At 67.7% G+C, this 21,767-nt stretch carries 24 protein-coding genes and 1 pseudogene; 17 read left to right on the top strand and 8 right to left on the bottom strand.

The genetic code is table 11. The features are described from left to right. Position 1: 1 nt before the first annotated feature. On the bottom strand, positions 2 to 439 hold the full coding sequence (locus ACOFKS_RS02710) for a DUF3576 domain-containing protein (RefSeq protein WP_419807707.1): 438 nt from the start codon (positions 437 to 439) through the stop codon (positions 2 to 4). A gap of 221 nt (positions 440 to 660) precedes the next feature. Here ACOFKS_RS02710 and ACOFKS_RS02705 point away from each other — a divergent pair, with 221 nt between their 5' ends. The 6 genes from ACOFKS_RS02705 to ACOFKS_RS02680 all read left to right on the top strand — a co-directional run bounded on the left by ACOFKS_RS02705 (position 661) and on the right by ACOFKS_RS02680 (position 5,916). Then, positions 661 to 1,353: a hypothetical protein gene (locus ACOFKS_RS02705; protein ID WP_419807706.1), complete on the top strand. Its 693-nt coding sequence runs from the start codon at positions 661 to 663 to the stop codon at positions 1,351 to 1,353. An 80-nt stretch (positions 1,354 to 1,433) separates the two neighbouring features. Then, on the top strand, positions 1,434 to 2,036 hold the full coding sequence (locus ACOFKS_RS02700) for a LolA family protein (RefSeq protein ID WP_419807705.1): 603 nt from the start codon (positions 1,434 to 1,436) through the stop codon (positions 2,034 to 2,036). 340 nt (positions 2,037 to 2,376) lie between these two features. Further along, positions 2,377 to 3,159: an exodeoxyribonuclease III gene (locus ACOFKS_RS02695; protein ID WP_419807704.1), complete on the top strand. Its 783-nt coding sequence runs from the start codon at positions 2,377 to 2,379 to the stop codon at positions 3,157 to 3,159. Then, positions 3,156 to 4,214 carry a GTP cyclohydrolase II gene (gene ribA, locus ACOFKS_RS02690; RefSeq protein ID WP_419807703.1) on the top strand — a complete coding sequence of 353 codons (1,059 nt, stop codon included), beginning with the start codon at positions 3,156 to 3,158 and terminating at the stop codon, positions 4,212 to 4,214. The genes ACOFKS_RS02695 and ribA overlap by 4 nt, the downstream gene beginning before the upstream one ends. A gap of 17 nt (positions 4,215 to 4,231) precedes the next feature. Then, on the top strand, positions 4,232 to 4,708 hold the full coding sequence (locus ACOFKS_RS02685) for a YdcF family protein (protein ID WP_419807702.1): 477 nt from the start codon (positions 4,232 to 4,234) through the stop codon (positions 4,706 to 4,708). A 107-nt stretch (positions 4,709 to 4,815) separates the two neighbouring features. Continuing rightward, positions 4,816 to 5,916 (top strand): peptidoglycan-binding domain-containing protein, encoded by a 1,101-nt coding sequence (locus ACOFKS_RS02680; RefSeq protein WP_419807701.1) that lies wholly within the window; start codon positions 4,816 to 4,818, stop codon positions 5,914 to 5,916. Here the strand turns inward: ACOFKS_RS02680 and ACOFKS_RS02675 are convergent. Both ACOFKS_RS02675 and ACOFKS_RS02670 read right to left on the bottom strand, forming a co-directional pair. Further along, complete coding sequence (locus ACOFKS_RS02675; protein ID WP_419807700.1) at positions 5,913 to 6,572, bottom strand: HAD family hydrolase; 660 nt, start codon at positions 6,570 to 6,572, stop codon at positions 5,913 to 5,915. The two genes, ACOFKS_RS02680 and ACOFKS_RS02675, sit on opposite strands and share 4 nt — an antisense overlap. After that, positions 6,569 to 7,243 carry a YggS family pyridoxal phosphate-dependent enzyme gene (locus ACOFKS_RS02670; protein ID WP_419807699.1) on the bottom strand — a complete coding sequence of 225 codons (675 nt, stop codon included), beginning with the start codon at positions 7,241 to 7,243 and terminating at the stop codon, positions 6,569 to 6,571. Before ACOFKS_RS02670 ends, ACOFKS_RS02675 begins: the two co-directional genes overlap by 4 nt. A gap of 21 nt (positions 7,244 to 7,264) precedes the next feature. Here ACOFKS_RS02670 and ACOFKS_RS02665 point away from each other — a divergent pair, with 21 nt between their 5' ends. The 3 genes from ACOFKS_RS02665 to ACOFKS_RS02655 are packed head-to-tail and all read left to right on the top strand — an operon-like array spanning position 7,265 to position 9,335. Beyond that, positions 7,265 to 7,759: a thiamine phosphate synthase gene (locus ACOFKS_RS02665; RefSeq protein ID WP_419807698.1), complete on the top strand. Its 495-nt coding sequence runs from the start codon at positions 7,265 to 7,267 to the stop codon at positions 7,757 to 7,759. 38 nt (positions 7,760 to 7,797) lie between these two features. After that, positions 7,798 to 8,577, top strand: coding sequence for a cytochrome b/b6 domain-containing protein (locus ACOFKS_RS02660; RefSeq protein WP_419807697.1), 780 nt, complete (start codon positions 7,798 to 7,800; stop codon positions 8,575 to 8,577). Continuing rightward, a complete protein-coding gene (locus tag ACOFKS_RS02655; RefSeq protein WP_419807696.1) occupies positions 8,574 to 9,335 on the top strand; it encodes a molybdopterin-dependent oxidoreductase in 762 nt (253 codons plus the stop codon). The genes ACOFKS_RS02660 and ACOFKS_RS02655 overlap by 4 nt, the downstream gene beginning before the upstream one ends. Before the next feature lie 276 nt (positions 9,336 to 9,611). On the opposite strand, the gene ACOFKS_RS02650 is transcribed toward ACOFKS_RS02655, so the two are convergent. After that, positions 9,612 to 10,157 carry a recombinase family protein gene (locus ACOFKS_RS02650; RefSeq protein WP_419807942.1) on the bottom strand — a complete coding sequence of 182 codons (546 nt, stop codon included), beginning with the start codon at positions 10,155 to 10,157 and terminating at the stop codon, positions 9,612 to 9,614. A gap of 484 nt (positions 10,158 to 10,641) precedes the next feature. On the opposite strand from ACOFKS_RS02650, the gene ACOFKS_RS02645 reads away from it, so the two are divergent. Beyond that, positions 10,642 to 10,797: a hypothetical protein gene (locus ACOFKS_RS02645; protein WP_419807695.1), complete on the top strand. Its 156-nt coding sequence runs from the start codon at positions 10,642 to 10,644 to the stop codon at positions 10,795 to 10,797. A 402-nt stretch (positions 10,798 to 11,199) separates the two neighbouring features. Here the strand turns inward: ACOFKS_RS02645 and ACOFKS_RS02640 are convergent, their stop codons facing one another. From ACOFKS_RS02640 to ACOFKS_RS02630, 3 genes and pseudogenes are all read right to left on the bottom strand, one after another. After that, positions 11,200 to 11,436, bottom strand: coding sequence for a hypothetical protein (locus ACOFKS_RS02640; protein ID WP_419807694.1), 237 nt, complete (start codon positions 11,434 to 11,436; stop codon positions 11,200 to 11,202). Positions 11,437 to 11,605: 169 nt separating this feature from the next. Further along, positions 11,606 to 12,073 (bottom strand): hypothetical protein, encoded by a 468-nt coding sequence (locus ACOFKS_RS02635; protein WP_419807693.1) that lies wholly within the window; start codon positions 12,071 to 12,073, stop codon positions 11,606 to 11,608. Between the two features lie 404 nt (positions 12,074 to 12,477). Further along, positions 12,478 to 12,630 (bottom strand): annotated as a pseudogene (locus ACOFKS_RS02630) (integrase); the annotation flags it as partial. 114 nt (positions 12,631 to 12,744) lie between these two features. On the opposite strand from ACOFKS_RS02630, the gene ACOFKS_RS02625 reads away from it, so the two are divergent. The 6 genes from ACOFKS_RS02625 to istA all read left to right on the top strand — a co-directional run bounded on the left by ACOFKS_RS02625 (position 12,745) and on the right by istA (position 20,493). Beyond that, positions 12,745 to 13,224 carry a hypothetical protein gene (locus ACOFKS_RS02625; protein ID WP_419807692.1) on the top strand — a complete coding sequence of 160 codons (480 nt, stop codon included), beginning with the start codon at positions 12,745 to 12,747 and terminating at the stop codon, positions 13,222 to 13,224. Positions 13,225 to 13,341: 117 nt separating this feature from the next. Further along, positions 13,342 to 14,673: an O-antigen ligase family protein gene (locus tag ACOFKS_RS02620; protein ID WP_419807691.1), complete on the top strand. Its 1,332-nt coding sequence runs from the start codon at positions 13,342 to 13,344 to the stop codon at positions 14,671 to 14,673. A gap of 41 nt (positions 14,674 to 14,714) precedes the next feature. Further along, positions 14,715 to 15,425 carry a polysaccharide biosynthesis/export family protein gene (locus ACOFKS_RS02615; protein ID WP_419807690.1) on the top strand — a complete coding sequence of 237 codons (711 nt, stop codon included), beginning with the start codon at positions 14,715 to 14,717 and terminating at the stop codon, positions 15,423 to 15,425. Positions 15,426 to 15,460: 35 nt separating this feature from the next. Next, entirely contained in the window at positions 15,461 to 17,659 is a 2,199-nt protein-coding gene (locus tag ACOFKS_RS02610) for a GumC family protein (RefSeq protein WP_419807689.1), read from the top strand. 146 nt (positions 17,660 to 17,805) lie between these two features. Next, entirely contained in the window at positions 17,806 to 18,918 is a 1,113-nt protein-coding gene (locus tag ACOFKS_RS02605; protein ID WP_419807688.1) for a hypothetical protein, read from the top strand. A gap of 657 nt (positions 18,919 to 19,575) precedes the next feature. Then, a complete protein-coding gene (gene istA / locus ACOFKS_RS02600; RefSeq protein ID WP_419807687.1) occupies positions 19,576 to 20,493 on the top strand; it encodes an IS21 family transposase in 918 nt (305 codons plus the stop codon). 14 nt (positions 20,494 to 20,507) lie between these two features. Here the strand turns inward: istA and ACOFKS_RS02595 are convergent. Beyond that, positions 20,508 to 21,628 (bottom strand): IS3 family transposase gene (locus ACOFKS_RS02595; RefSeq protein WP_419807427.1). Its coding sequence is split into 2 segments (ribosomal slippage): positions 20,508 to 21,379 and positions 21,379 to 21,628, totalling 1,122 coding nucleotides; the frame shifts between segments, so codons are not numbered across the junction. On the opposite strand from ACOFKS_RS02595, the gene ACOFKS_RS02590 reads away from it, so the two are divergent. After that, a complete protein-coding gene (locus ACOFKS_RS02590) occupies positions 21,536 to 21,766 on the top strand; it encodes an ATP-binding protein (RefSeq protein WP_419807686.1) in 231 nt (76 codons plus the stop codon). The two genes, ACOFKS_RS02595 and ACOFKS_RS02590, sit on opposite strands and share 93 nt — an antisense overlap. Position 21,767: the final 1 nt, after the last annotated feature.

Below are 21,767 nucleotides of genomic sequence, written 5' to 3'. Positions count from 1 at the left end.
CCTACCCCGCGACGGCCGCGCGGCGCAGGTCGCGGGCGCGGGTGAGGATGATGTCCTCCAGCTTCTGCACGGTCGCGGCCTGGACCGGGGCGGCGACCCACTGGCCACCCTGATTGACCTGACGCAGCGCCGCGACACGGACGGCATCGGCGCGTAGATCCTGGTCGAGGATCGACACCGTGACCTTCAGTCGCTCGCCCGGATTCTGCGGGTTGGCGTACCAGTCGGTGACGATGACGCCGCCGTTCGAGTCGGTCTGGAGCAGCGGCATGAACGACAAGGTGTCGAGCGTCGCACGCCAGAGATAGGCGTTGACGCCGATGGTCGTGACCCGCGACGCGGCGAGATCGGCGCGCGGCCGCTCGCCGCCCCGGCTGCACGCCGCCAGTGGCAGAAGAGTGACGGCGATCAGGGTCGCGGTACGCAACGGGCGAAACATCGGCAATATCCTGTGTGGAACGACCCGAGGCTCTATAGCGGCGCTCGCACACCCGCAAGCGCGCCACGATTGTGGGGTATTTATCACAGCGGAATGGAATCTGGCCGTGGCGATGGTGACGTCGCGTCGAATCGCTATATGGCGGGTTCAACGAGGACCGAGTCCGATCGGTTCTACGGGCTGGGGTCCACAAGGGGGTAAGGGTGCGGAAGCACGGCGTCATGATCGCGATCGCTGCGGGGGTGCTGGTCACCTCCGCGCTCGCCGTCGTGCCCGCGTCGGGCGCCTCGACCGAGCGGCAGGCGCGTGTCGCGCGCCGCGTCGCCACCGGAGCGCGGCCTGCACTCGCCTTTACGCCCGCCGCCGCCGACCCGCGACTCGCGGCGGTGTTCGCGCGGGGTGGCATGGACACCAGCGGCTTTCGTTTCACCCCCGCCGATACCCGCAACGCCAATCGTGCGGTGACGGTGGCGGTGCGTGCGCGGGCGAACCGGCCGGACACGGTCGCGCGAACGGTGGCGACCACGGCGGCGGTCGGACTCGCGCCGATCGCGTACAATCTGGGCGTCGCGGTCGGCTGGCGCCGCTTCGGCATCGCCGGCGAGGCGCGCCGCGTCGACATGGCGGGCCAGCCCGGCGGACGCGAGGCGGCGGACGTGACGGTCTCCTATGCGGGCGATCGCATGATCGGTCGGGTCAAGGCCGGCGCGGATCGGCCGTTCGAATCGGTGGCACCGCGGATCGACGGCGACCGCAGCTATTCGCTCGACCTCGGCGGCTCATATCGCGTGACCGGCAATCTGGATGTCACCGCCGGCCTGCGCTATCGCACCGAGCGCGACCGTCTCGTCCGGCTGGACGAGCAGCGGCGGAACAGCCAGGCCGTCTATGTGGGAACGGCCTTCCGCTTCTAGCCCGGCGCCGGCGCTGGCCCGTCGGGTGGGTCGCGAAGATATTCACGACCGGTTCAATGCCCGCCGCTAGGGAGTAGCATATGAAGCTTCTTTCTCTCCTGCCGCTGGCCGCGCTCGTCGCCGCCGCGCCCGCGCCGGTGCCCGACCTCCAGCAGGTGCAGCGTCACCTGCAGGCGCTCGGCACGATGACCGCCGCGTTCTCGCAGACCGATCGCGCGGGCCGGGTGCTGACGGGCACGCTGACGATCAAGCAGCCGGGGCGAATCCGGTTCCAGTATCAGGCGGGCGTGCCGATCCTGATCGTCGCCGATGGTGGCGCGCTGACCTTCATCGATTATTCGGTGAAGCAGGTGCAGCGCTGGCCGGTCAAGAACTCGCCGCTGGGTGTGCTGCTCGACCCGTCGCGCGACATCGGCCGATACGCGCGCGTCGTGCCGACCGGCAACGACCGCGTCGTGTCGGTGGACGCCGCCGATCCGGCACGCCCCGAATACGGCAGGATCACGCTGGTGTTCGCGCGGGACGGGGCGGCCCCGGCGGGGCTGTCGCTACAGGGCTGGGTCGCGCTCGATTCACAGGGTAACCGCACCACGATCAGGCTGTCGAACCAGCGGTTCGGCGTGCCGGTCGGCGCCGGTGCGTTTCGCTGGAACGACCCGCGGCCCGCCGGTGGTCGCCGGTAGATATTGGAATAGCGGGGTTTTTCGTCGATCGTTCATCGGCGCGACAGGTTGGGGGACCTAAGGGGACCGTGCGGAGGCGGCGCTGGCGGGATTTCCCCCTGTTGCTCGCTGGTTAGCTGCTCTCCCGCCTGCGTGACGAACGTCAGGTCGGCCCTCGCTCCACGCCCCCGGAGCGGGGGCCTTTCGCTTTTTGCGGCCAGCGGCGGCACGCCGCCGGACTCGCAGAAAAGCGCGGCCGGGCTCGCGTCGCGAGCTTCGACGTCACGGCTTTGCCGTGGCGTGGCTCCGATGGCAGCGGCGCCGGGGTGACGAGGCACCCCCGACCCCCTAAGTCCCCCCCGTGAAGATCGCCTCCTGGAACATCAACTCGGTCCGCTTCCGGCTCGATATCGTCGGACGGTTCTTGCGCGAGGCGGCGCCGGACGTCCTGTGTTTTCAGGAAACCAAGGTGATCGACGGCGACTTCCCCGTCGAGGCGTTCCACGACGCGGGCTACCCGCACGTCCTGCTCCACGGGCAGCGGATGCATCACGGCGTCGCGATCGTATCCCGCGTGCCGCTAGTCGAAGACGACCGGCTGGACTGGCAGGCGAACCGGGAAGCGCGGCACATCGGCGTGCGGCTGCCGAATGGCGTCCGGCTGGAGAACGTCTACGTTCCCGCCGGTGGCGACGTGCCCGATCGCGAGGTCAATCCGAAGTTCGGGCAGAAGCTGGATTTCGTCGAGCGGATGACGCGCTGGTCCGAAGCGCTGGACGGGCCGACGATCCTGGTCGGCGACTTCAACATCGCGCCGCTGCCCGCGGACGTGTGGAGCCACAAGCAGCTGCTGACGGTGGTCAGCCATACGCCGGTCGAGGTCGAGGCGCTCGACCGGCTCAAGGCGTCGAACAGCTGGGTCGATCTGGGGCGGCATTTCCACCCGGCGCCGGCGCGGCTGCATACCTGGTGGAGCTATCGCGCGCGCGAATGGGCGCTGTCGGACCGCGGGCGGCGGCTGGACCATCAATGGGCGACCGCCGACGTCGCGGCACAGGCGACCGCGCACCGGGTGTTCGAGGATTGCCGTGGCTGGCTGAAGCCGAGCGACCATGTGCCGATCATGACCGAGTTCGCCTTTTGAGCGGTGACGATACCGGTGACGCCAAGGCGGCGGCGCGCGCGATCGACGCGCTGCGGCGCGGCTGGGCGATCGAGGTGGAGGGCGTGGGCGTGCTCGCGGTCGAGACGGCCGACGCGGCGCGGCTCGCCGCGTTCGATCCGGAGGGCCAGGCGGGCGTGCTGATCTCCGCCGGGCGCGCGGCGACGTTGAAGCTCGTCAATCAGCTGGCCGCCGCCGATCCGGAAGAGCCGGTGCTGGTCGAGCGCGCGCCGTGGCTCGATCTGGCCGGTGCGGTCGCGCTGGCGGACCCGGCGCTCGATCTGGCGACGCCGCTCAAGGGGCCGTTCCGGACGGTGGCGGCACCGGCCGGGCTGGCGGCGGCGCTGCGGCTGGCGCGGATCGCCGGGCTGCTCCCCGCCTTTTTCGTCGGCGGCACGGGGGCGACCGAGGCGCGCGTCACCGCCGCCGACCTCGACGCGCAGGTCGATCCGGCGCGGCTGGTGCTGGCGACGCGCGCGCGCCTGCCCGTCGACGGCGCCGAGCAGGCGGAGATCGTGGCGTTTCGCGCCCCCGATTCGACCGATGAGCATGTCGCCTTGCTGATCGGCCAGCCCAACGGCGCGCCGCCGCTGGTGCGGCTCCATTCCGAATGCCTGACCGGCGACGTGCTCGGCAGCCTCAAATGCGATTGCGGGCCGCAGTTGCAGGCGGCGATCGCCGCGATCGCGCACGAGGGCTGGGGCATCCTCCTCTATCTGCGGCAGGAGGGGCGCGGGATCGGGCTGGTCAACAAGCTGCGCGCCTATCGGTTGCAGGATCAGGGGTTCGACACCGTCGACGCGAACGTGCGGCTGGGCTTTGCGGTCGACGCGCGCGATTTCGGGGTGGCGGCACGGATGCTGCGGCTGCTCGATCAGGAGCGGGTGCGGCTGCTCACCAACAATCCCGCCAAGGTCGCCGGGCTGGCGGCGGCGGGGGTGGAGGTCGTCGAGCGCGTGCCGCACGTCCTGCCGCCCAATCCGCATAACGAGCGCTATCTCGCGACCAAGCGCGACCGCACGGGGCACCAGTTCTGAGCCGCACGCTGATCGTCGTGTTCGGCGCGGCGGTGCGCCCGGACGGGCGACCGAGCGAGACGCTCGCGCGCCGGGTCGGTTACGCCGCCGCCGCCGCCGAGGCCGATCCCGGCGCGGACCTGTTCTGCTCGGGCGCGAAGGGGCGGTTCGGCCCGGCCGAGGCGGAGGTGATGGGCGAGATGCTGGCCGGCGCCGTCGCGGGCGCGCGGTTGCACCTCGACCGCGAGAGCCGCGACACGTTGGAGACGGTGCGGGCGGCGGCACGGTTCTTCCGCGCCGGGGGCTATGACCGGCTGCTGGTCGCGACGGACAACTATCACGACCCGCGCGTGCGGATGCTGTTCGCGCTCGACGGCATCCACAGCCGCCGCATCCCCTTCGCGCTGCGCGGCCGGCGGCGGCTGTTGTGGAAGATGCGCGCGCGCGAGGCGGCGGCGCTGCCGTATGACCTGATCGCCGGACTCGCCGCGCGGTGGCGCGACCGGCATCGCTAAGTCCGGCGCCGCGCCCAGATAGCGACGACCGCGCGGGCCACCGATTGCGCCACCCGCAGGTCGGGCGCATGACCGCCACCCTGGGGTGACGGAGGGGATGGCCGACGATGGCGACGACGGTGCCTTGTTTCGCCCGCTCGGCCGATGGCGAATGCTTCCATCCCGCCGCCGAGCCCGACGATGGCGGTGGTGAGGCCCGGATCGCCGCCTCGGTCGGCACCGGCGGTCGGAACGCGCCGACCGACGTGCGTGCGATCCAGACGGCGCTGAACGATGTCGACCCGGCGCGTGGCGGGCCGACCCCGCCGCTGAAGGTCGACGGGCTGTGCGGGCCGCTGACCAGGGCCGCGATCGGTCGCTATCAGCGTGGCCGCGTCACGCCGGCCGATGGGCGCGTTGATCCGGGCGGGCCGACGTTGCGGGCGCTGAACGGCGGCGGTGACAGTCCGCTCGATCTGGCCGGTCCGATCGGCGCGCCGCGCGCTCGCCGCACATCGGGCAAGCAGCCGCCCAATCCGTTGGCGGTGATGGCGGTCACGACGCTGCTGGCCGAGGTCAGGATGGCGGTCGGGCGCGCCGACTTCCATTGCACGATGGCAGCCCCGTTCTGTCCGTCGACCCGGACCAAGGCGCTGGACGAGAGCGTGCCGCGCGGCGCACGCGACAGCATGGCGAAGCTGCAGGATACGTTCTCGTTGCTGGACCTGCCCGACCCGCAGGCCGGACTCGACAACATCCGCCGCGTCTATCGCAACATGGCGGTGGCGCTGAACCGGGGCTTCGGCCCCGACCCGCGCGTCGCGCAGATCCTGTTCGTCGCGAACGAGTGGGTTAAGATGGAGTCCCGCGCCGCGGCTTATACCACGCGCGGCGGTGCGTTCATGGCCGACGACGCGACCTTCACCGAATTGCCCGGCACGCCCGCCAACCGCATCTACATCTGCAACAACCTGATCGGCGGCAACGCGGCGCAGAAGATCAACACCGCCATCCACGAGCTGGCGCATTACGTCAGCGGCCAGCCGATCCTGATCGTCGACGTCGTCCGGCGGGCGCACATGCTGACGCCCGGCGACCGGCCGAAGTTCGACCGGATCGCGCCCGCGGACAAGCTGCGTAGCGCGGAGCATTACGCCTTCTTCGCCTGCACGGCGGCCGGTATCGCCCTGCCCCCGACGCCACCGACACCGAGGCCGGCGCGGCATTAGGCGAGCAGCGCGGCGACCTCGGCGAAGCTGTCCGCGATCGCATCGACCCCGATCGCGCGCAGCCGGTCGGCGTGGCCGGGCGAGCAGTGCGATCCCGCGCACAGGCCGATGACGTAGCCGCCCGACGCCACCGCCCCGGTCGCGCCGACGGGCGAGTCCTCGATGATCGCGCACCCCTCGATCGGCACGCCCAGCGCGGCGGCGGCATGGAGGTAGAGGTCGGGGGCCGGCTTGCCGCGCGCGACATGTTCCTTGCCGCTGAAGATGTGGGAAAAGGCGTCGCGCAGGCCGATATGGCGCAGGTGCGTCTCGATCCAGTGCGTCGAGCTGGACGACACCACCGCGCGCGGCAGGTCGCGCGGCAGCGACCGGACGAAGGCGACCGCGCCCGCCACTTCGCCCACACCCTCGCGCAGCACGCGCTCGTCCTCCTCCAGCCGCGCGGCGGCGAACGAATCGTGCAACGGCCCGCCGACATGCCGCTCCATCGCGGCGAGGAAGTCGGGGCCGCTCAGCCCCATGAACAGGTCCATCGCGGTTTGCGTATCGGTCGGGTGGCCGTTGGCGGTCAGCCACCGGGCGATCTGGCGGTTGCCGACATATTCGCTCTCGACCAGCACGCCGTCGAAGTCGAAGAGCAGGGCGTCGACCCTCATGCTGCCGGCCTTTCCCTGGCACCGAACAGCGCGGAGCCGACGCGGACATGCGTCGCGCCGAGCATGGCGGCGGTCTCGAAGTCGTCGGACATCCCCATCGACAGCCCGGCCAGGCCATGGTCGCGCGCCAGCCTGGCGAGCAGCGCGAAATAGGGCGCGGGCTCGACGGCCGCGGGGGGCAGGCACATCAGCCCGATCACCGGCAGGTCGGCGGCACCAGCTTCCTTCAGCAGTGCGGGCAGGTCGGCGATCGCGACGCCGCCCTTTTGCGCCTCGTCGCCGATGTTGACCTGAACGAAGCAGGCCGGCCGCCGCCCCGCCCGGTCCATCGCCCGCGCCAGCGCGGTGACCAGCGACGGCCGGTCGACCGCGTGGATCGCGTCGGCGAGCGCCACGGCCTCGTCCGCCTTGTTCGACTGAAGCTGGCCGATCAGGTGGACCTGCGTGTCGGGATAGCGTTCGCGCAACGCCGGCCATTTCGCCGCCGCCTCCTGCACGCGGTTCTCGCCGAACAGGCGGTGGCCGGCGACGAGCAGCGGCTCGATCTCGTCGACCGTCCGCGTCTTCGACACCGCGATCAACGCGACCGCGTCCGCCGGTCGGCCCGCGAGCGCCGCCGCCTGGGTCAGCCGGGCGCGGATGTCGTCGAGAGCGGTCGGGACGGGCTGCATCGCCGCCGCTATAGCCGCCCGGTGCCCGCCCGCTACCCACTTGCCTGGCTGATGACCGACGAGCGCATGGGCGACGGCCTGTGGCGCGCGCTGCGCCGACTGCCGCCGGGTGGGGGCGTGGTGTTCCGGCACCATGGCCTGTCGCCGGGCGCACGAGCGAGGCTGTTCGTCGCGGTGCGGCGTCGGGCGCACGCGCGGGGCCAGCCGGTGCTGAGTGCGGGCGCGCTGCTGCCGGGAGCGGACGGCGTGCATGGTATCGTGAGCCGGTCGGCGCACGACCGCCGCGAAGCGCTGGCGGCGGTGCGCGCCGGCGCGCGCATCCTGTTCGTATCGCCGCTGTTCGCGACCCGCTCGCACCCCGGCGCGCCGGCGCTCTCGGCGCGGGATGCGGCGCGGATCGGGCGGGGGTTGCCGGTGCGCCGCATCGCGCTCGGCGGCATGGATGCGCGCCGCTGGCGGGCGGTGCGGCGGCTCGGCTTCGACGGCTGGGCGGCGATCGATGCGTGGGTGGAGTAAGCCTGCCGCTAGCCGCTCGATCATGCTATGGCGATGTCATGACGACGACGCCTGCCCCCGAGCTTGTCGACGGTCCCGAGCCGCGCAGTGAACACGTGGGCGAGCTTGTCTATCGACACCGCCTGACGACGCGGCTGTGGCACTGGACCAACGCGGTCGCGATCGTCGTGATGCTGATGAGCGGGCTGATGATCTCGAACGCGCATCCGCATCTTTACTGGGGGGAGTATGGCGCGAACTTCGACCGCGCCTGGTTCAATCCGCCCAGCTTCCCCGGCTGGGCGACGATCCCGTCGACCTATAATCTGGCGCTGGCGCGGCACTGGCACCTGTTCTTCGCCTGGGTGTTTGCCTGGGGGTTGTTCGCCTTCCTGATCGCCAGCCTCGTCAACCGCCATATCGCGCGCGACCTGACGCTGACCCGGCGCGAGGTGTCGCCGCGACATTTGTGGCAGGACGTGAAGGATCACCTGCGCCTCAAGTTCCCGACCGGGCAGGAGGCGTTGCGCTACAATCCGATCCAGAAGATCACCTATATCCTCGTCATCTTCGTCCTGATCCCGCTGCTGATCGTCACGGGGCTGAGCCTGTCGCCCGGCTTCGACGCGGTGATGCGCTGGCCGATGGCGCTGATGGGTGGGCGCGCGTCGGCGCGGTCGATCCATTTCATCTGCGCGGGCGGGATCGCGTCGTTCATCGTCGTCCACCTGGTGCTGGTGGTGCTCGCCGGGCCGATCAACGAGGTGCGTTCGATGATTACCGGACGGTATCGGGTGCCGCCGGACCCGGAACCGGTCGTGGTTGAGGAGCCGGCATGAGCGTGCTTTCGCGACGTGCGCTGGTCGGTGGGCTGGCGGTCGGGGCGGGGACGCTGCTGACCGGGTGCGACCGGCTCGGCAACGATCCCCGGTTCAGGGCGCTGCTGAAGACCGGCGAGGACGCCAATTACGGGCTTCAGCGGCTGCTGCAGGACCGCACCGCGCTGGCGCAGGAGTTCGCGCCCTCGCAGCGATCGCCGATCTTCCGCGCCAACGGAACGCGGATGCCGGGCGGCGACGATTATGCGCGGCACCTGGCGGCGGGCTTCGCGGACTGGCGGCTGGTCGTCGACGGTGCGGTGGCGCGGCCTCAGGCATTCGCGCTCGACCAGATCAAGGCGATGCCGGCGCGGTCGCAGATCACGCGCCACGACTGCGTCGAGGGCTGGAGCGCGATTGCCAAATGGACCGGCGTACCGTTGAAGCTGCTGCTCGACCGCGCCGGGGTGCGACCGGAAGCGCGCTACATCGTCTTCCATTGCGCCGACCCGCAGGGGAACGGGACGATGTATTACGAGTCGATCGATCGCGTCGACGCGGTCCATCCGCAAACGATCTTGGCCTGGGCGATCAACGACGGGCTGCTGCCGGTCGCGAACGGCGCTCCCCTGCGGCTGCGGGTCGAGCGGCAGCTGGGGTACAAGCATGCGAAATACGTGCAGCGGGTGGAGGCGGTGACCTCGCTGGCGGGGATGTACGGGGGCAAGGGCGGGTTCTGGGAGGATGCGGCCGGGTATGAGTGGTATGCGGGGGTGTGACGCAGGCGGCTAGCGAAGTTGGCCGGCGGATCGGAGCGAACCCGTCCGACGACACGGCTCTGCCGCTGCGGGCGCCCATTCTCCCCAGCGCGTTGGTCGGGATATGGCTGTTATGAGCAAAACGCCGCGGCGAAGCCGCGTCGTGACGTCGAACGGGAGCGCGTCGCTTCCCGTCGGCCGCGCTTGCGTGAGTCTTGCGCCACCATGACGCAAGCCACGCTATGCGCTGGAGCGGGCGAAGGGAGGCGAGCGATGGCCTTCTTGGGTGTCATCATCCTAAGCGTCTCCGACCGCTTCCTGGCGGCCTTGGACGCGCTGGAGGATGGCCGAGAAGGTGACGGGCTGACCAGAACGGCACCGTGCTGGGGCGGCTCTGAGGCCGATTCCCATCGTTCTGGCGATCTGGGCGGCTCCCATGCCAGATTCACGCAGCGCCTTCACGCGTTCGGGATCGATGGAGACAGGTCGACCGCGATATTTGCCCGCCAACTTGGCCTTTATCACTCCCTCCATCTGGCGTTCCCTGCGGATGTCGTTCTCGAACATCGCGACCGCGCCGAGCACGGCCAGCATGAGCCGACCAGTGCCGGTGTGGGTATCGACGCCCGCCCGCGCCAAGCACTTGAAAGCTACGCCCTTGCTGGTCAGCCGTTCGATGATCTGGTGGAGGTCACCGACACTGCGGGCGAGCCGGTCGATCCTCGTCACGACCAGCGTGTCGCGTTCCCTGACGAACTCGATAGCCTGCGCGAGTTGCTCGCGGTTACTCGTCGAGCGTCCTGACATCTTCTCGCTGAAGACCTTCTCGCATCCTGCGGCGATCAGCGCCTCATGCTGGATGTCGAGGCTTTGGCCTACGCTGCGTTAAGCATCCATGTCTCCGTCTCGTTTGATCCTTAGACGAGGACACGCACAATTTCCCAAAAGGGCAAGGGAAAGCTGTTGAGACGAATTTCCGCGACCGTGAGACACTCCGGCAGCGGTTACCCATGAGGGGCACGGTCACGCCGTTGGTCGATATGGTCGGTAGCCTCTCGCCATTCGCTTCCTAAGAAGCACCTCAACGGGAGCAGTCGTCAGGTCAGGATAGTTGCGCTGGATGTCTACGCGCTGTCAGTCCTTGATCTTGCCGTAGGAGGTGTCCGTTTCCCAAAGATCGTCGGTCTCGAAGGTCTGGTTCGCGCGAGAAAGCGTGCTGTAATCTAATCTCTTTGCCATGGTTGGACTATACCACCCTGACAGCCAAGCCGCATTATTGTCGAGCTTTATCGCGCTTTGGAACCCAAGTCTCAAGATCGACACGCGAATGAGCAAGGACGATCCGAGCTGGCTCGACCGAGCGATCTTCCCGTTCACCAGCCGCTTCGTCAATGTTGACGGGAACAGGGTTCATTATATCGACGAAGGCACTAGGCCGACCTTGCTGCTCCTGCACGGCAGCCGAACTGCACAGCCAGGTTGACCGGGCTGTCCGACTGCCAATCCCATTCCTCACGCTGGTCTCGGTCCGGCGCTTCCGCACCGCCACGCTCCATCGGCCGGTTGACATAGGCGGTGAGTAGGCCAGCACGCCGCGCTAAGGCAAGGTCGCTATGGTAGGCCGCCACCAGGCAAAGCTCGCCGGGCGCGATAGCGAGGATGGCCGCCGTCTGCAGGTACGTCTCGTCTTGCGGCTTGTAGATCGCGGTGCAGCTGGCCGAGCGATCCGGGCTTCCATAGGCGCGGGCGGGGATGATGCGCGCGGACTAGCCGCCTTTTGCGACTTTCGGCTCCGCCCCCAAGGACCGCGAAGGACACCGTCGTCATTGGTTCGGACGATCCATAGCGCGCTGCGTGACCGGGGGTCGCCCAGTCGCCCACTAGTTTAGTGCACGAACGTTGTGTTTAGCCAGCGCTCCACCGCGTCGGCTGTGTCTGCGCTGATGTCGAGGAAGGTGCGCCGCCCGTCGCTGGGGTCGGGTCGGCGCGGAACCAGGCCATCCAGCTCCATCTGAGCGACCCAGCGCAGCGCGGTCGAAGTGGCGACGCCCGAGGCTATGCACGCGCTCGATACGCTGATGCGCCGGCCCTCCGCGCGCGCCGCGAAGAGGTCCAGCAACATGTCCCAAGCAGGGTTGCAGAAGAGGCTGGTCGCAAGCACCTCGCAGCGGTGGCGGCGAGAAGCGAGAAGCGAGATATCGGCGCGCGCTCGTGGCCGCCCGGGCCGCTTCGTAGGCAGCCGGCCCCCGGGGTGCCGACGAAGACGTCGCAGCCGGTCCCGGCGCGAGCAGTCAGGTTCGGATACCGGCCCTGCGGTCCAGCGCGATGCCGAACACCATGGCCAGCGTGATCGGGATGGCCCACAGGCTCTCCATAGCTCGATAGAGCCTGGGCGTGATCTCCGGCTCGAGCACCGTCGACAGGTGCGTCGTCACCGCAATCAGATGAAAGCCGGCCATCCAGATCGGGAAGAAGCGGCGGCTGCGGAGCGCCAAGGCGTAGAGGCCCAGGAGGAGCCCCAGGTCCACCGCGGACACGCCGACTCCCGTGCGCGCCCAGTGCTGCCCGAACCAGGTCGCCGGGATCGTCAGCAGCGACGCCGCGAGGAGAAAAACCGCCCATTGCCCATCCCTTCCCCCGGCGCCGCAACATAGCAGCAAGCGACCAGGGTGAGTGCCCAGAACAGTGGACCGATCACCGAGATGGCGTGCAAGGCGGACGGGCACCGGCCGCTGGGCGACGCCGAGTGACGGCTTCAACTGTTGGCGCCTGGCGATCAGGACGCTCCCGCTCGTGTCACTGGCTTGCGCTACCAGCCAGGTCTCGCGTACGCAGCTCGTCCTCTATGGCGGAACGCCTTTGCCGCGCCGCCCGGATCGCCATGGCGATCCCGTTCGGCAGCAGCGCGAGGATCCGTTCGTCCGTCTATTCCACCCGAACCGTTTCGACGCGCATGGTCACGCTCGCCGAACGTGCCGTCATGTGGTTGGTGCTTGCGGTCACGGTGAAGCGGGCAATTCCAGACCCCGCCGCAGGTTGCCCGACTATGAATATGTCGTCGAATATTTGTTCGGGTCGAAAGTTCAGACAGCTGCGCGTCTGCCATGCTCGCGTCGATGATCGCGGCGACCCGGAAGCCAAACTGGTCGGCCGCGATCCCCGAGCGGCGTCCGCCCGCCAGCTCCCGGACGGGCAGGCGCCGGTTCTGGAGGAACACGTCCTCCACGCGGTCGCCGAGCGCGGCACCGACACGCGCGAAGCTATAGGTCATCGTACCAATCAGCGCACGATCACGCAGTCCGATCGGCGTGGTGACGCATCGACGTGGAACGACCGGATCTGCGCCAGCGTCTAGATCGAGGAGCTGAGACGGGTCGTTGCTGCGCCCACGGTCAAGCAGCGACTGGCTGCGATCCGGCATCTGCAGCATATGGTTGGTGACGTGCCTCGCGTGACAGGGTATCAGGAGTCGATGAAGCACGACCCATCCCGGACCCGGCCGATGTCTGCCAACCGGCGCCTCGCCGCGCTTGCGATGCTCGCGTCGGCCGTTCCGCTCGACGCCGGGGCGCAGACGCGTTCGGCACGCGACACCGCGACCGCATACGGTGCGCGTCTCAATGCCAGGGGCGAGCCGGCGAACCTCAACCCGAACCGCATCAACGATCGCGTCAACAACCGGCTCGACACCCGCCTCAGCCTCCGTGTCGAGCGCTACCGCCCCGATAGCACCAACGACCCCGCCGCAGCATTTGCGGTTAGGGCGACCGACAACGCGCGCGTCGGGACCGAAACAACCCTCTCCCCTCTGGCGACGACTTCGCCCGCGTCCTCGGCCGCGCCGCAGGCATATAAGGCATCGTCGCGGGCGTCGGCGGCAAAGGCCGACGACGACCCACGGCCGCGCTGAGGCGCGCCCGCGAGATGGCGGCTGAGCGACGGTTTCTTCTGGCCGATCGATAGCCTAGGAACGGGCATGGGTATTCTACGTAGGCGGGGTTCGCGTTTCCGTCCCGATCTCTCCTTCGTGCTGCTGGCGACGCTGCTCGCCATCCTATGGCTCGCGGGCGGTGCCTCGCGCGAGGACGTGTCGGGACAGATCATATCGCGCAGCGCAGCGTGGCTCGCGATCGTCGCTGCGGTGCTGTTCGCGCGGCGCCCACGGATCGGGGAGGCGAGGTGGCCTGCGCTGATCCTTGGCGCCGCTATCCTGCTGTGCATGGCGCAGCTCGTGCCCTTGCCGCCGGACACATGGCGCGCGTTGCCAGGCCGCGCCGCCTTCACCGATCCGCTGGTGTCGCCCCCCGACCTGTGGCGGCCGTGGTCATTGTCACCCGGCGCGACAGTCAACGCACTCTTCTCGCTTGTAGTGCCGCTTGCCGTGCTGGTGCTCGCGACGGGCGTGCGTAACGAGCAGAAGCGCTGGGTTCCGGTCGTATTGCTGGCGGTGATCGGCCTCGCGCTGTTGGTCGGCCTGCTGCAGTTCACCGGCGTGCGGATCGGCAACCCGCTCGTCAATGGGACACCCGGCGCGGTCGACGGCTTGATTGCTAATCGCAATCACTTCGCGCTGTTGCTCGCCATCGGCCTGCTGATCGCGCCGGTGTGGGGGGTGGAGGCCGGCAGCGCCTCGCGCTTGCGGGCGCCGGTAGCGCTCGGGATCGTACTGCTGCTTGTCCTCACCATACTCGCGTCAGGATCGCGCGCAGGCATCGCGCTCGGCGCGGTCGCGCTCGGGCTCGGGCTCGCGATGTCACGCCGGGGGGTCAAATCGGCGCTACGTCGCTACCCGCGCTGGACGCTGCCCACGATTGGCGTGGGGCTCGTCGCGCTGATCGCGATTTTCGTGCTCGCCAGCGTCGCTGCAGGCCGCGCCGCTTCGATCGATCGCCTAGTCGTTGACGATGCCGGCGCGGATATGCGCACGCGCGGATTACCGATCGTCCTGAGCGTGATCCGTGCCTATCTTCCGTTCGGGACAGGTCTTGGCAGCTTCGACCCAATCTTCCGAATGCATGAACCCTTTGCTCTGCTCAAACCGACCTATTTCAACCATGCACACAACGATTTTCTCGAGATCGTCCTCACCGCCGGCCTGCCGGGCCTGCTGCTGCTCGTCGCCGCCATCGGCTGGTGGGGATGGCGCAGCCTGGCGGCGTGGCGCGGCGAGGCGATGCTCCCCAAACTCGGTTCGGCGACGTTACTGCTCATCCTGCTCGCCAGCATCGTCGACTATCCCGCGCGCACGCCGATCATCATGGCGGTAGTGATGGTCGCGGCCATCTGGCTTGGCGGGAGAGGGTGCGGCAGCGACGTCGCGGGCAAAGCACCTTTACCCTCGACAGAGCGCAAACTATGAGCTTGCGCTTCTCCCCGTCCGCCAGAGTAACCGTTCCGCATATGCGCACGATCCGTCTCGCCCTGTTCGGGCTCGCCGCTCTCGCGGGATGCGCGCATCAGCAACCGATGGTCTCTACCGACCAGCTGACCGTTATCCCAAACAGTGCCGGGCTTCCCGCACCCGAGCGCCGTGACCTTACCGCGGCCGATCGCCCGTCGCTGATTGGGCCGCTCGACACGATCCAGATCGACGTCTTCAACGTTCCCGATCTCAGTCGCGAGGTTCAGGTCGACGCCGGCGGACAGATCGCGATGCCGCTGATCGGGACGATTGATGCACGCGGGCGCACTGCGCAGGAGCTCGCACAGGCGGTCGAGGGCGCGCTGCGCGGCCGCTATGTGCGCAACCCGGACGTTACGGTGAATATCAGGAGCTCGGTCAGCCAGGTCGTGACGATCGACGGGCAGGTGACTGAGCCCGGCCTTTATCCGGTCACCAACCAAATGACGCTTTTGCGCGCGATCGCATCAGCAAAGGGGCTGTCCGAGTTCGCCAAGCAGGATGACGTCGTGATCCTTCGCACCGTCGACGGACGCAAGATGGCGGGACTTTATAACATCGACGCGATCCGCCGTGGCGCCTATGCCGATCCGGCGATCTACGCCAATGACGTCGTCGTAGTCGGTGACAGCCCGGCGCGGCGCCGCTTCCGCGATCTGGTGTCGCTGGCGCCGCTCCTCGCCGCGCCGCTCATTGCCGTCGTGCAGTAAGGTCTGGCAAGCGCATGAACGTCATCACGTCGAATATGAAGCCTGACGGCGTCGCGACAGGAGCGACGTTCGTCGCATCGCGTGCGATCGAGAACGCGTCTCCGCCGCTGATCCAGCAGTATCTGCGCATCGCATTGCGCTGGAAGTACGTCATCATCGGGGTGACGGTCACCTGTATCGTGCTGGGGCTCGTCGCGACCCTGCTGATGACGCCCAAATATACGGCGACGGCGACCGTCGAGATCGCGCGCGAATCCTCGCAGATCACCAACATCCAGAGCGTCGAGCGCGACACCAGCATCGCCGACCAGGAATTCTACCAGACGCAGTACGGCCTGCTCAAATCGCGGGCGCTGTCGGAGCGCGTCGCCACCCAGTTGCGCCTCGTCGACGATCCCGACTTCTACGAGATGTTCGGGCGGAAGAGCGACAATCCCGCATTGGCGCTTACGAACAACCGCTATACGGCAGCCGGTCGGGCCGAGCGTCAGCGCGTCGCGGGTGAGATCCTGCTGCGGAACATATCGATCAATCCGACACGTCTGTCGCGCCTGGTCGATATCGCCTTCACCAGCCCACAGGCGGCCTTCTCGGCACGAGTCGCCAACGCCTGGGCGGAGAACTTCATTCAGATCAACCTAGAGCGGAAGGTGCAGGCGACTTCGTACGGCCGCAATCTGCTGGAGCGACAGCTGCAACTCCAGAAGCAGCGGCTCGACGAGAGCCAGCGCCAGCTCGTCGGTTACGCCTCGCAGCAGGAGATCATCAACCTTCCCGCCCAGAACGGCGGCAGCAACGGCTCCGCCACGTCGGAACGATCGATCGTCGCGGACGATCTGGCCGCCCTCAATGCCGCCCTGACGCGGGCGACCGCTGACCGGATCGAAGCCGAGGCGCGCTTTCGCTCCGGTAGTGGCGGCGGCTCTACGATCGAGGCGCTCAGCAACATCGCGATCAATAACCTGCGCCAGCGGCGCGCCGAGCTTGCTGCGCAATACCAGCAGATGATGGTCCAATTCGAGCCCGGCTATCCGGCTGCACGGGCGTTGAAATCGCAGATCGACCAGCTCGATCGCGCGATCGGCCAAGAGGAGTCGCGCGTCAGCGGATCGATCAAAGGCGCCTATCGCTCGGCGACTGCACGCGAGACCGCGCTCCAAGCGCGGGTCGACCAGCTCAAGTCCGATTACCTCGACGATCGCCGACGGTCGATCCAGTACAACATCTACCAGCAGGAGGTGGACACCAACCGCGCACTCTACGACGGGCTGCTGCAGCGTTACAAGGAGATCGGCGTCGCGAACGGCGTCGGGGTCAACAACATCTCGGTCGTCGACACGGCCAACGAGCCGCGCAAGCCGTCGAGCCCCCGTCTGCTTCTCAACTTCCTCGTCTCGCTGCTCGCAGGCGTCGCCCTGGGTGCGGCCGCAGCGTTGGCGCTCGAGCAGATGGACGAGGCGTTCGGCGATCCCGGTGAGGTCGAGCGCAGGCTCGGCCTCCCGTTGCTTGGCTCGGTCCCCAAGGTCGACGACAAGCGCTCGCCGCGTGACGAACTGCTCGACCGCAAATCAGACCTCGTCGATGCCTATCTCGCGATCAGCACCAACCTCGGCTTCACGACCGAGCATGGTGCTCCGCGATCTTTCTCAGTCACCTCAACACGCCCTGCGGAGGGTAAGTCGACAACCGCGCTCGCGCTGGCGACGATGCTGGCGCGCGCGGACAAACGCGTCATCATCGTCGACGGCGACATGCGCTCCCCGTCAATCCATCACCTCGGCAATGTCGGGCATGAGCGTGGGCTCAGCAACTTCCTCGCCGGCGAGGAGGCGATCGAGCCGCTGACCTTCCAGATGCCTGACCTCGGCGTCACCGCTATGTCGGCCGGGCCGATACCGCCCAACGCGGCGGAACTGCTGACGGGTAATCGTCTGTCTACGCTGATCGACCGACTACTCGAGCAGTACGACCATGTCGTCATTGACGGTCCGCCGGTGATGGGGCTTGCCGACGCGCCGCTGATCGCTGCGCGGGTCGAGGGCGTCGTCTATGCGGTCGAATCGCACGGCATTCGCGCGAGCCAAGTGAAGACGGCGCTGGGCCGCTTGGCGTCCGCCAACGTGCGTATCTTCGGCGGCGTGCTGACCAAGTTCGAGACGCGTCGCGCCGGTTACGGCTACGGCTACGAGTATGGCTACAGCTATGGGCGCGCAAAGGACGATGTCAGGGGTTGAGGCTGAGCGCCCGCATGTCGTCGCGAACGCCGTATCGCACCAGCCGTCGGAGGCAATCGCCGTACGAATGGGCGGGACGGATTGCGCTGGCGTGTTGCGTCTCCGTGCTGGGATACCACGGTGTCGCCTTCTCGATCGCACAGGTCGTGGCCAAGTCGCAGCCACGAGCCGCCGATGGGCGCATCGCCTATGACGGCCGCCTGAGCGCGGCACATGCCGCCGCGCTCATCACAGCCGATACCACCGCGGCCGAGCGTGCCGAGGCGGGAACACTGGCTCGCGCGGCGCTTCGTCGCGATCCAACCGCCGTCTCGGCGGCCGCGACGCTCGGTGTCGTCACCCTGGTCCCAAACGACGTGGCGAACGCACGCCGACTGCTCGCCTACGCGCAGATGTTGTCGCGCCGGAACGTCCAGACGCAATTGTGGTCGATTGAGGACGCGGTCGGACGGGGCGATATCGCGGGCGCGCTGCGCTGGTACGACATCGCGCTGCGCACCAAACCGGCGTTGGGCGACGTGCTCTACCCCGTGCTGGCGCAGGCATCGCGGGATCCCGCCATCCGCACCGCATTGGTACGCACGCTCGTGGGCAAGCCACCCTGGTCGGACAGCTTTGTCACCTACGCCTCGGGGCAGAAGGGTGATTCGCAGAGCACGGCGGTCCTGTTCGTCGCTCTACGCGCGCGCGGCGTCGCCATGCCGGCGGTAGCGCAGGCGTCGGTCGTCAACATCCTGCTCAATGCCGGCACTGTCGACCAGGCGTGGCGTTTCTATGCCGCAATTCGTCACGGTGCGGCTCGCGACCGTTCGCGCGACCCGCGCTTCGCCGCGATGATCGACGCCCCCTCGCTACTCGACTGGACGGCGCTGAGCGACAACGGTGTCGCCGCCTCGATTCAGCGCACTTGGGAAGGCGGTGTGGTTGAATTCTCCGCACCCGCGAGCGTCGGCGGCCCCGTGCTCCAGCAGGTCCAGCTGCTTCCTGGAGGAACATACCGGCTTTCGGGCCACAGCGACGGCATCGCACAGGATGAGCGCGCGCTTCCTTATTGGGCGCTCACTTGCCGCAGCGACGGGCGCGAGCTCGGCCGCGTGGCCCTAGCCAATTCGTCGCAGGCGGGCGGTATGTTTGCAGGCAGGTTAACGGTGCCAGCGAACTGCCCGGTTCAGACATTGACGCTCTTCGCACCGGCCTCCGACGCGATCGGCGGGACGTCCGGGCAGATCGACCGCGCCGTGTTGGCGCCCGCAGGGTGAATACCAAGTATCGGCGGGGAAACCGCCCTTATCAATGACGATGGCGTGGAATTGACGGTTCAGACGCAAGCTCGCAGACAGATATACGTTGAACAGGAAGACGGTTTCCGCCTTCGTAATGCTGGAAACCTTCGGCGCGCTCCGGCCCCCCGTCACATTGTTGGCGATGAGCGAGAAGTTGACCTGCTCCATGATCGCCCTCACCGGCCCTCGATGAAGTGATAGAATCGGTCGCCCCATCGGCCGTGTCGTACATCCGCCCCGCGTTCGCGCCGATGCGTCGGGTGTCGAAATCGGTCGTGTGCCGCGTCGAGAACTGGAAATCCGGATGCGTCGTCGCGTGGGCTTGAGATCGCGTAACGTCGCCCTACGCTCCCATATCTGAAAGACAGTCGGCACGTCATGCGCGATGCCGTTCGTGAGAAACGCATAATGTGGCACGTCCTGCTTGTGGACGAGGTGGAACTGCTGTTGCAGCCTGTTCTCGACACTGGAACTGCCGGATGGAGGACGGCAGGAGGAGGGCGACGACGTCCGCGTGAGGATCGGCGTGCAATGAGGACCCCGGCAGCGGTGTGATCGGCGTCTAAAAGGGACTCCACATCCTGATGTTCTAGGCAGGTTCGCTTTGGTGGTGACCAGGGCGGCGAGATCGGGATGTTGGTATTGGAGACGGTGGTTCGGGTCCAGCGCGAGCACGCCGAGGGCAAGTCGATCAAGGCGATCGCGCGGGATCTGAGGCTGTCGCGCAAGGTGGTGCGGAAGGTGATCCGGGCGCCGGAGGCGGAGTTCACCTACCGGCGAGCGGTGCAGCCGCTGCCGCGAATCGGACCGTTCCAGGAGCGGCTCGATGCGTTGCTAGTGGAGAACGATGCGCGACCGCGGCGCGAGCGGGTGCGGATGATCCGGCTGCACGATCTGCTGCTGCGCGAGGGGTTTGAGGGGTCCTACGATGCAGTTCGCCGCTATGCGGCACGCTGGAAGATCGAGCGACGCAAGGACGCGGGGTTGGCGACGGCAGCGTTCATCCCGCTGATGTTCAGGCCCGGCGAGGCGTACGAGTTCGACTGGAGCCACGAGGACGTGGAGATCGCCGGCATGCCGGTGCGGGTGAAGGTCGCGCACATGCGGCTGCGTGCGTCGCGGGCGGCGTACGTCCGGGCTTATCCGCGAGAGACGCAGGAGATGGTGTTCGACGCGCATGCGCGTGCGTTCGCCTTCTTCGGTGGGGTTCCGACCCGCGGCATCTACGACAACATGAAGACCGCGGTGACGAGCGTGTTCACCGGCAAGGAACGGGTGTCCAACCGCCGCTTCCTGATCATAGCTTTGAACAGGCTCGAGGAAGAGGCCCGGATCGGCAAGGCCGGGATCCTGGCGGCTCAGCTATCTCGGCTCGACGTCGTTGTGCTGGACGAGCTTGGCTACCTGCCGTTCGCGCGGTCCGGCGGGCAGCTGCTGTCCCACCTCGTCAACAGGTTCTACGAGCGCACCTCGGTGATCATCACCACCAACCTGGCGTTCGGCGAGCGGCCTAGCGTGTTCGGTGATCTCAAGATGACGACCGCCATGTGACCTGCTCCCCGTTTTCAGGCCGCTGATAACTTAGCTTCAGTGTCCATATGCCCCTGGCGGGGGCAGTTGGTGAACTCGGCGGGTGCCAACCCGCCAAGGCTGCTGTGCGGACGCACGGTGTTGTAGTCCGTCCGCCATGCCTCGATGATCCGTCTTGCCGCGGCCAGCGATGGGAACAGGTGCTCGTTCAGGCACTCGTCGCGCAAGCGACCATTAAAGCTTTCGACGAAGCCGTTCTGCTGCGGCTTGCCCGGCGCGATGTAATGCCAGTCGACCCCGGTATCCTGGCACCAGGCAAGAACGGCGTGACTGGTCAGCTCGGTGCCATTGTCGCTGACCACCATGCACGGCAGCCCGCGACGTTCGGCGATAGCGCTCAGCTCACGAACGACCCGCCGACCGGACAGCGACGTATCGACGATGCAGGCCAGGCATTCCCGGCTGTAATCGTCGATGACGTTGAGCAAGCGGAACCGCCGGCCGCAGGCCAATGCATCCGATACGAAGTCGAGCGACCAGCGCTGGTTGGGCTCCTGCGGGATTGCCATCGGCGCCCGCGTGCCCAGCGCGCGCTTGCGCCCGCCACGCTTGCGTATCGTCAGCCGCTCCTCGCGATACAGCCGATACACCTTCTTCAGGTTCATGCCCTTGCCCTCACGCTGCAGCAGGATCGCCAGCCGCCGGTAGCCGAACCGACGACGCTCGTTCGCGATCTCACGCATCCGCTCGCGGACAGCATCGTCCTTCCCGCGAAGCGGCTCATATTGCCATGCCGACCGATTGACCCCGATCAGCCTGCAGGCGCGACGCTCGGAGAAGCCGTGATCGGCCATCAGCTTCTCCACCGCAGCATAGCGCTCTGCAGACCGGGTCAGTTTTTTCCCAGCAGATCCTTAAGCGCCGACACGTCCAGCATCGACTCCGCCAGCAGCTTCTTCAGGCGTCGGTTCTCATCCTCGAGCGCCCGCAACCGCGCCGCGTCGGACACCGTCAGCCCGCCGTACTTCGACTTCCAATTGTAGAACGTCGCATCGCTGATCCCGTGCTTGCGGCACAGGTCCGCCGTCTTCACGCCAGCCTCGTGCTCGCGCAGCACGCCAATGATCTGATCCTCGGTAAATCGGCTTCGCCGCATCGCTCGTCTCCATCTGACGAGCTAACTTACCAATGGCATGATTCCCGGGGAGCAGGTCACATGCTAGACCGGCTCACGCACCACTGCGCCATTGTCGACACCGGTAACGACAGCTGGCGCCTCAAGCACCGCAGCTGAT

It is taken from the genome of Sphingomonas sp. (assembly GCF_965200135.1).
In the GTDB taxonomy this organism is placed as follows: domain Bacteria; phylum Pseudomonadota; class Alphaproteobacteria; order Sphingomonadales; family Sphingomonadaceae; genus Sphingomonas.
Note: the sequence above shows the minus strand (reverse complement) of the source record. Positions and strands in the feature narration are given on the sequence as shown.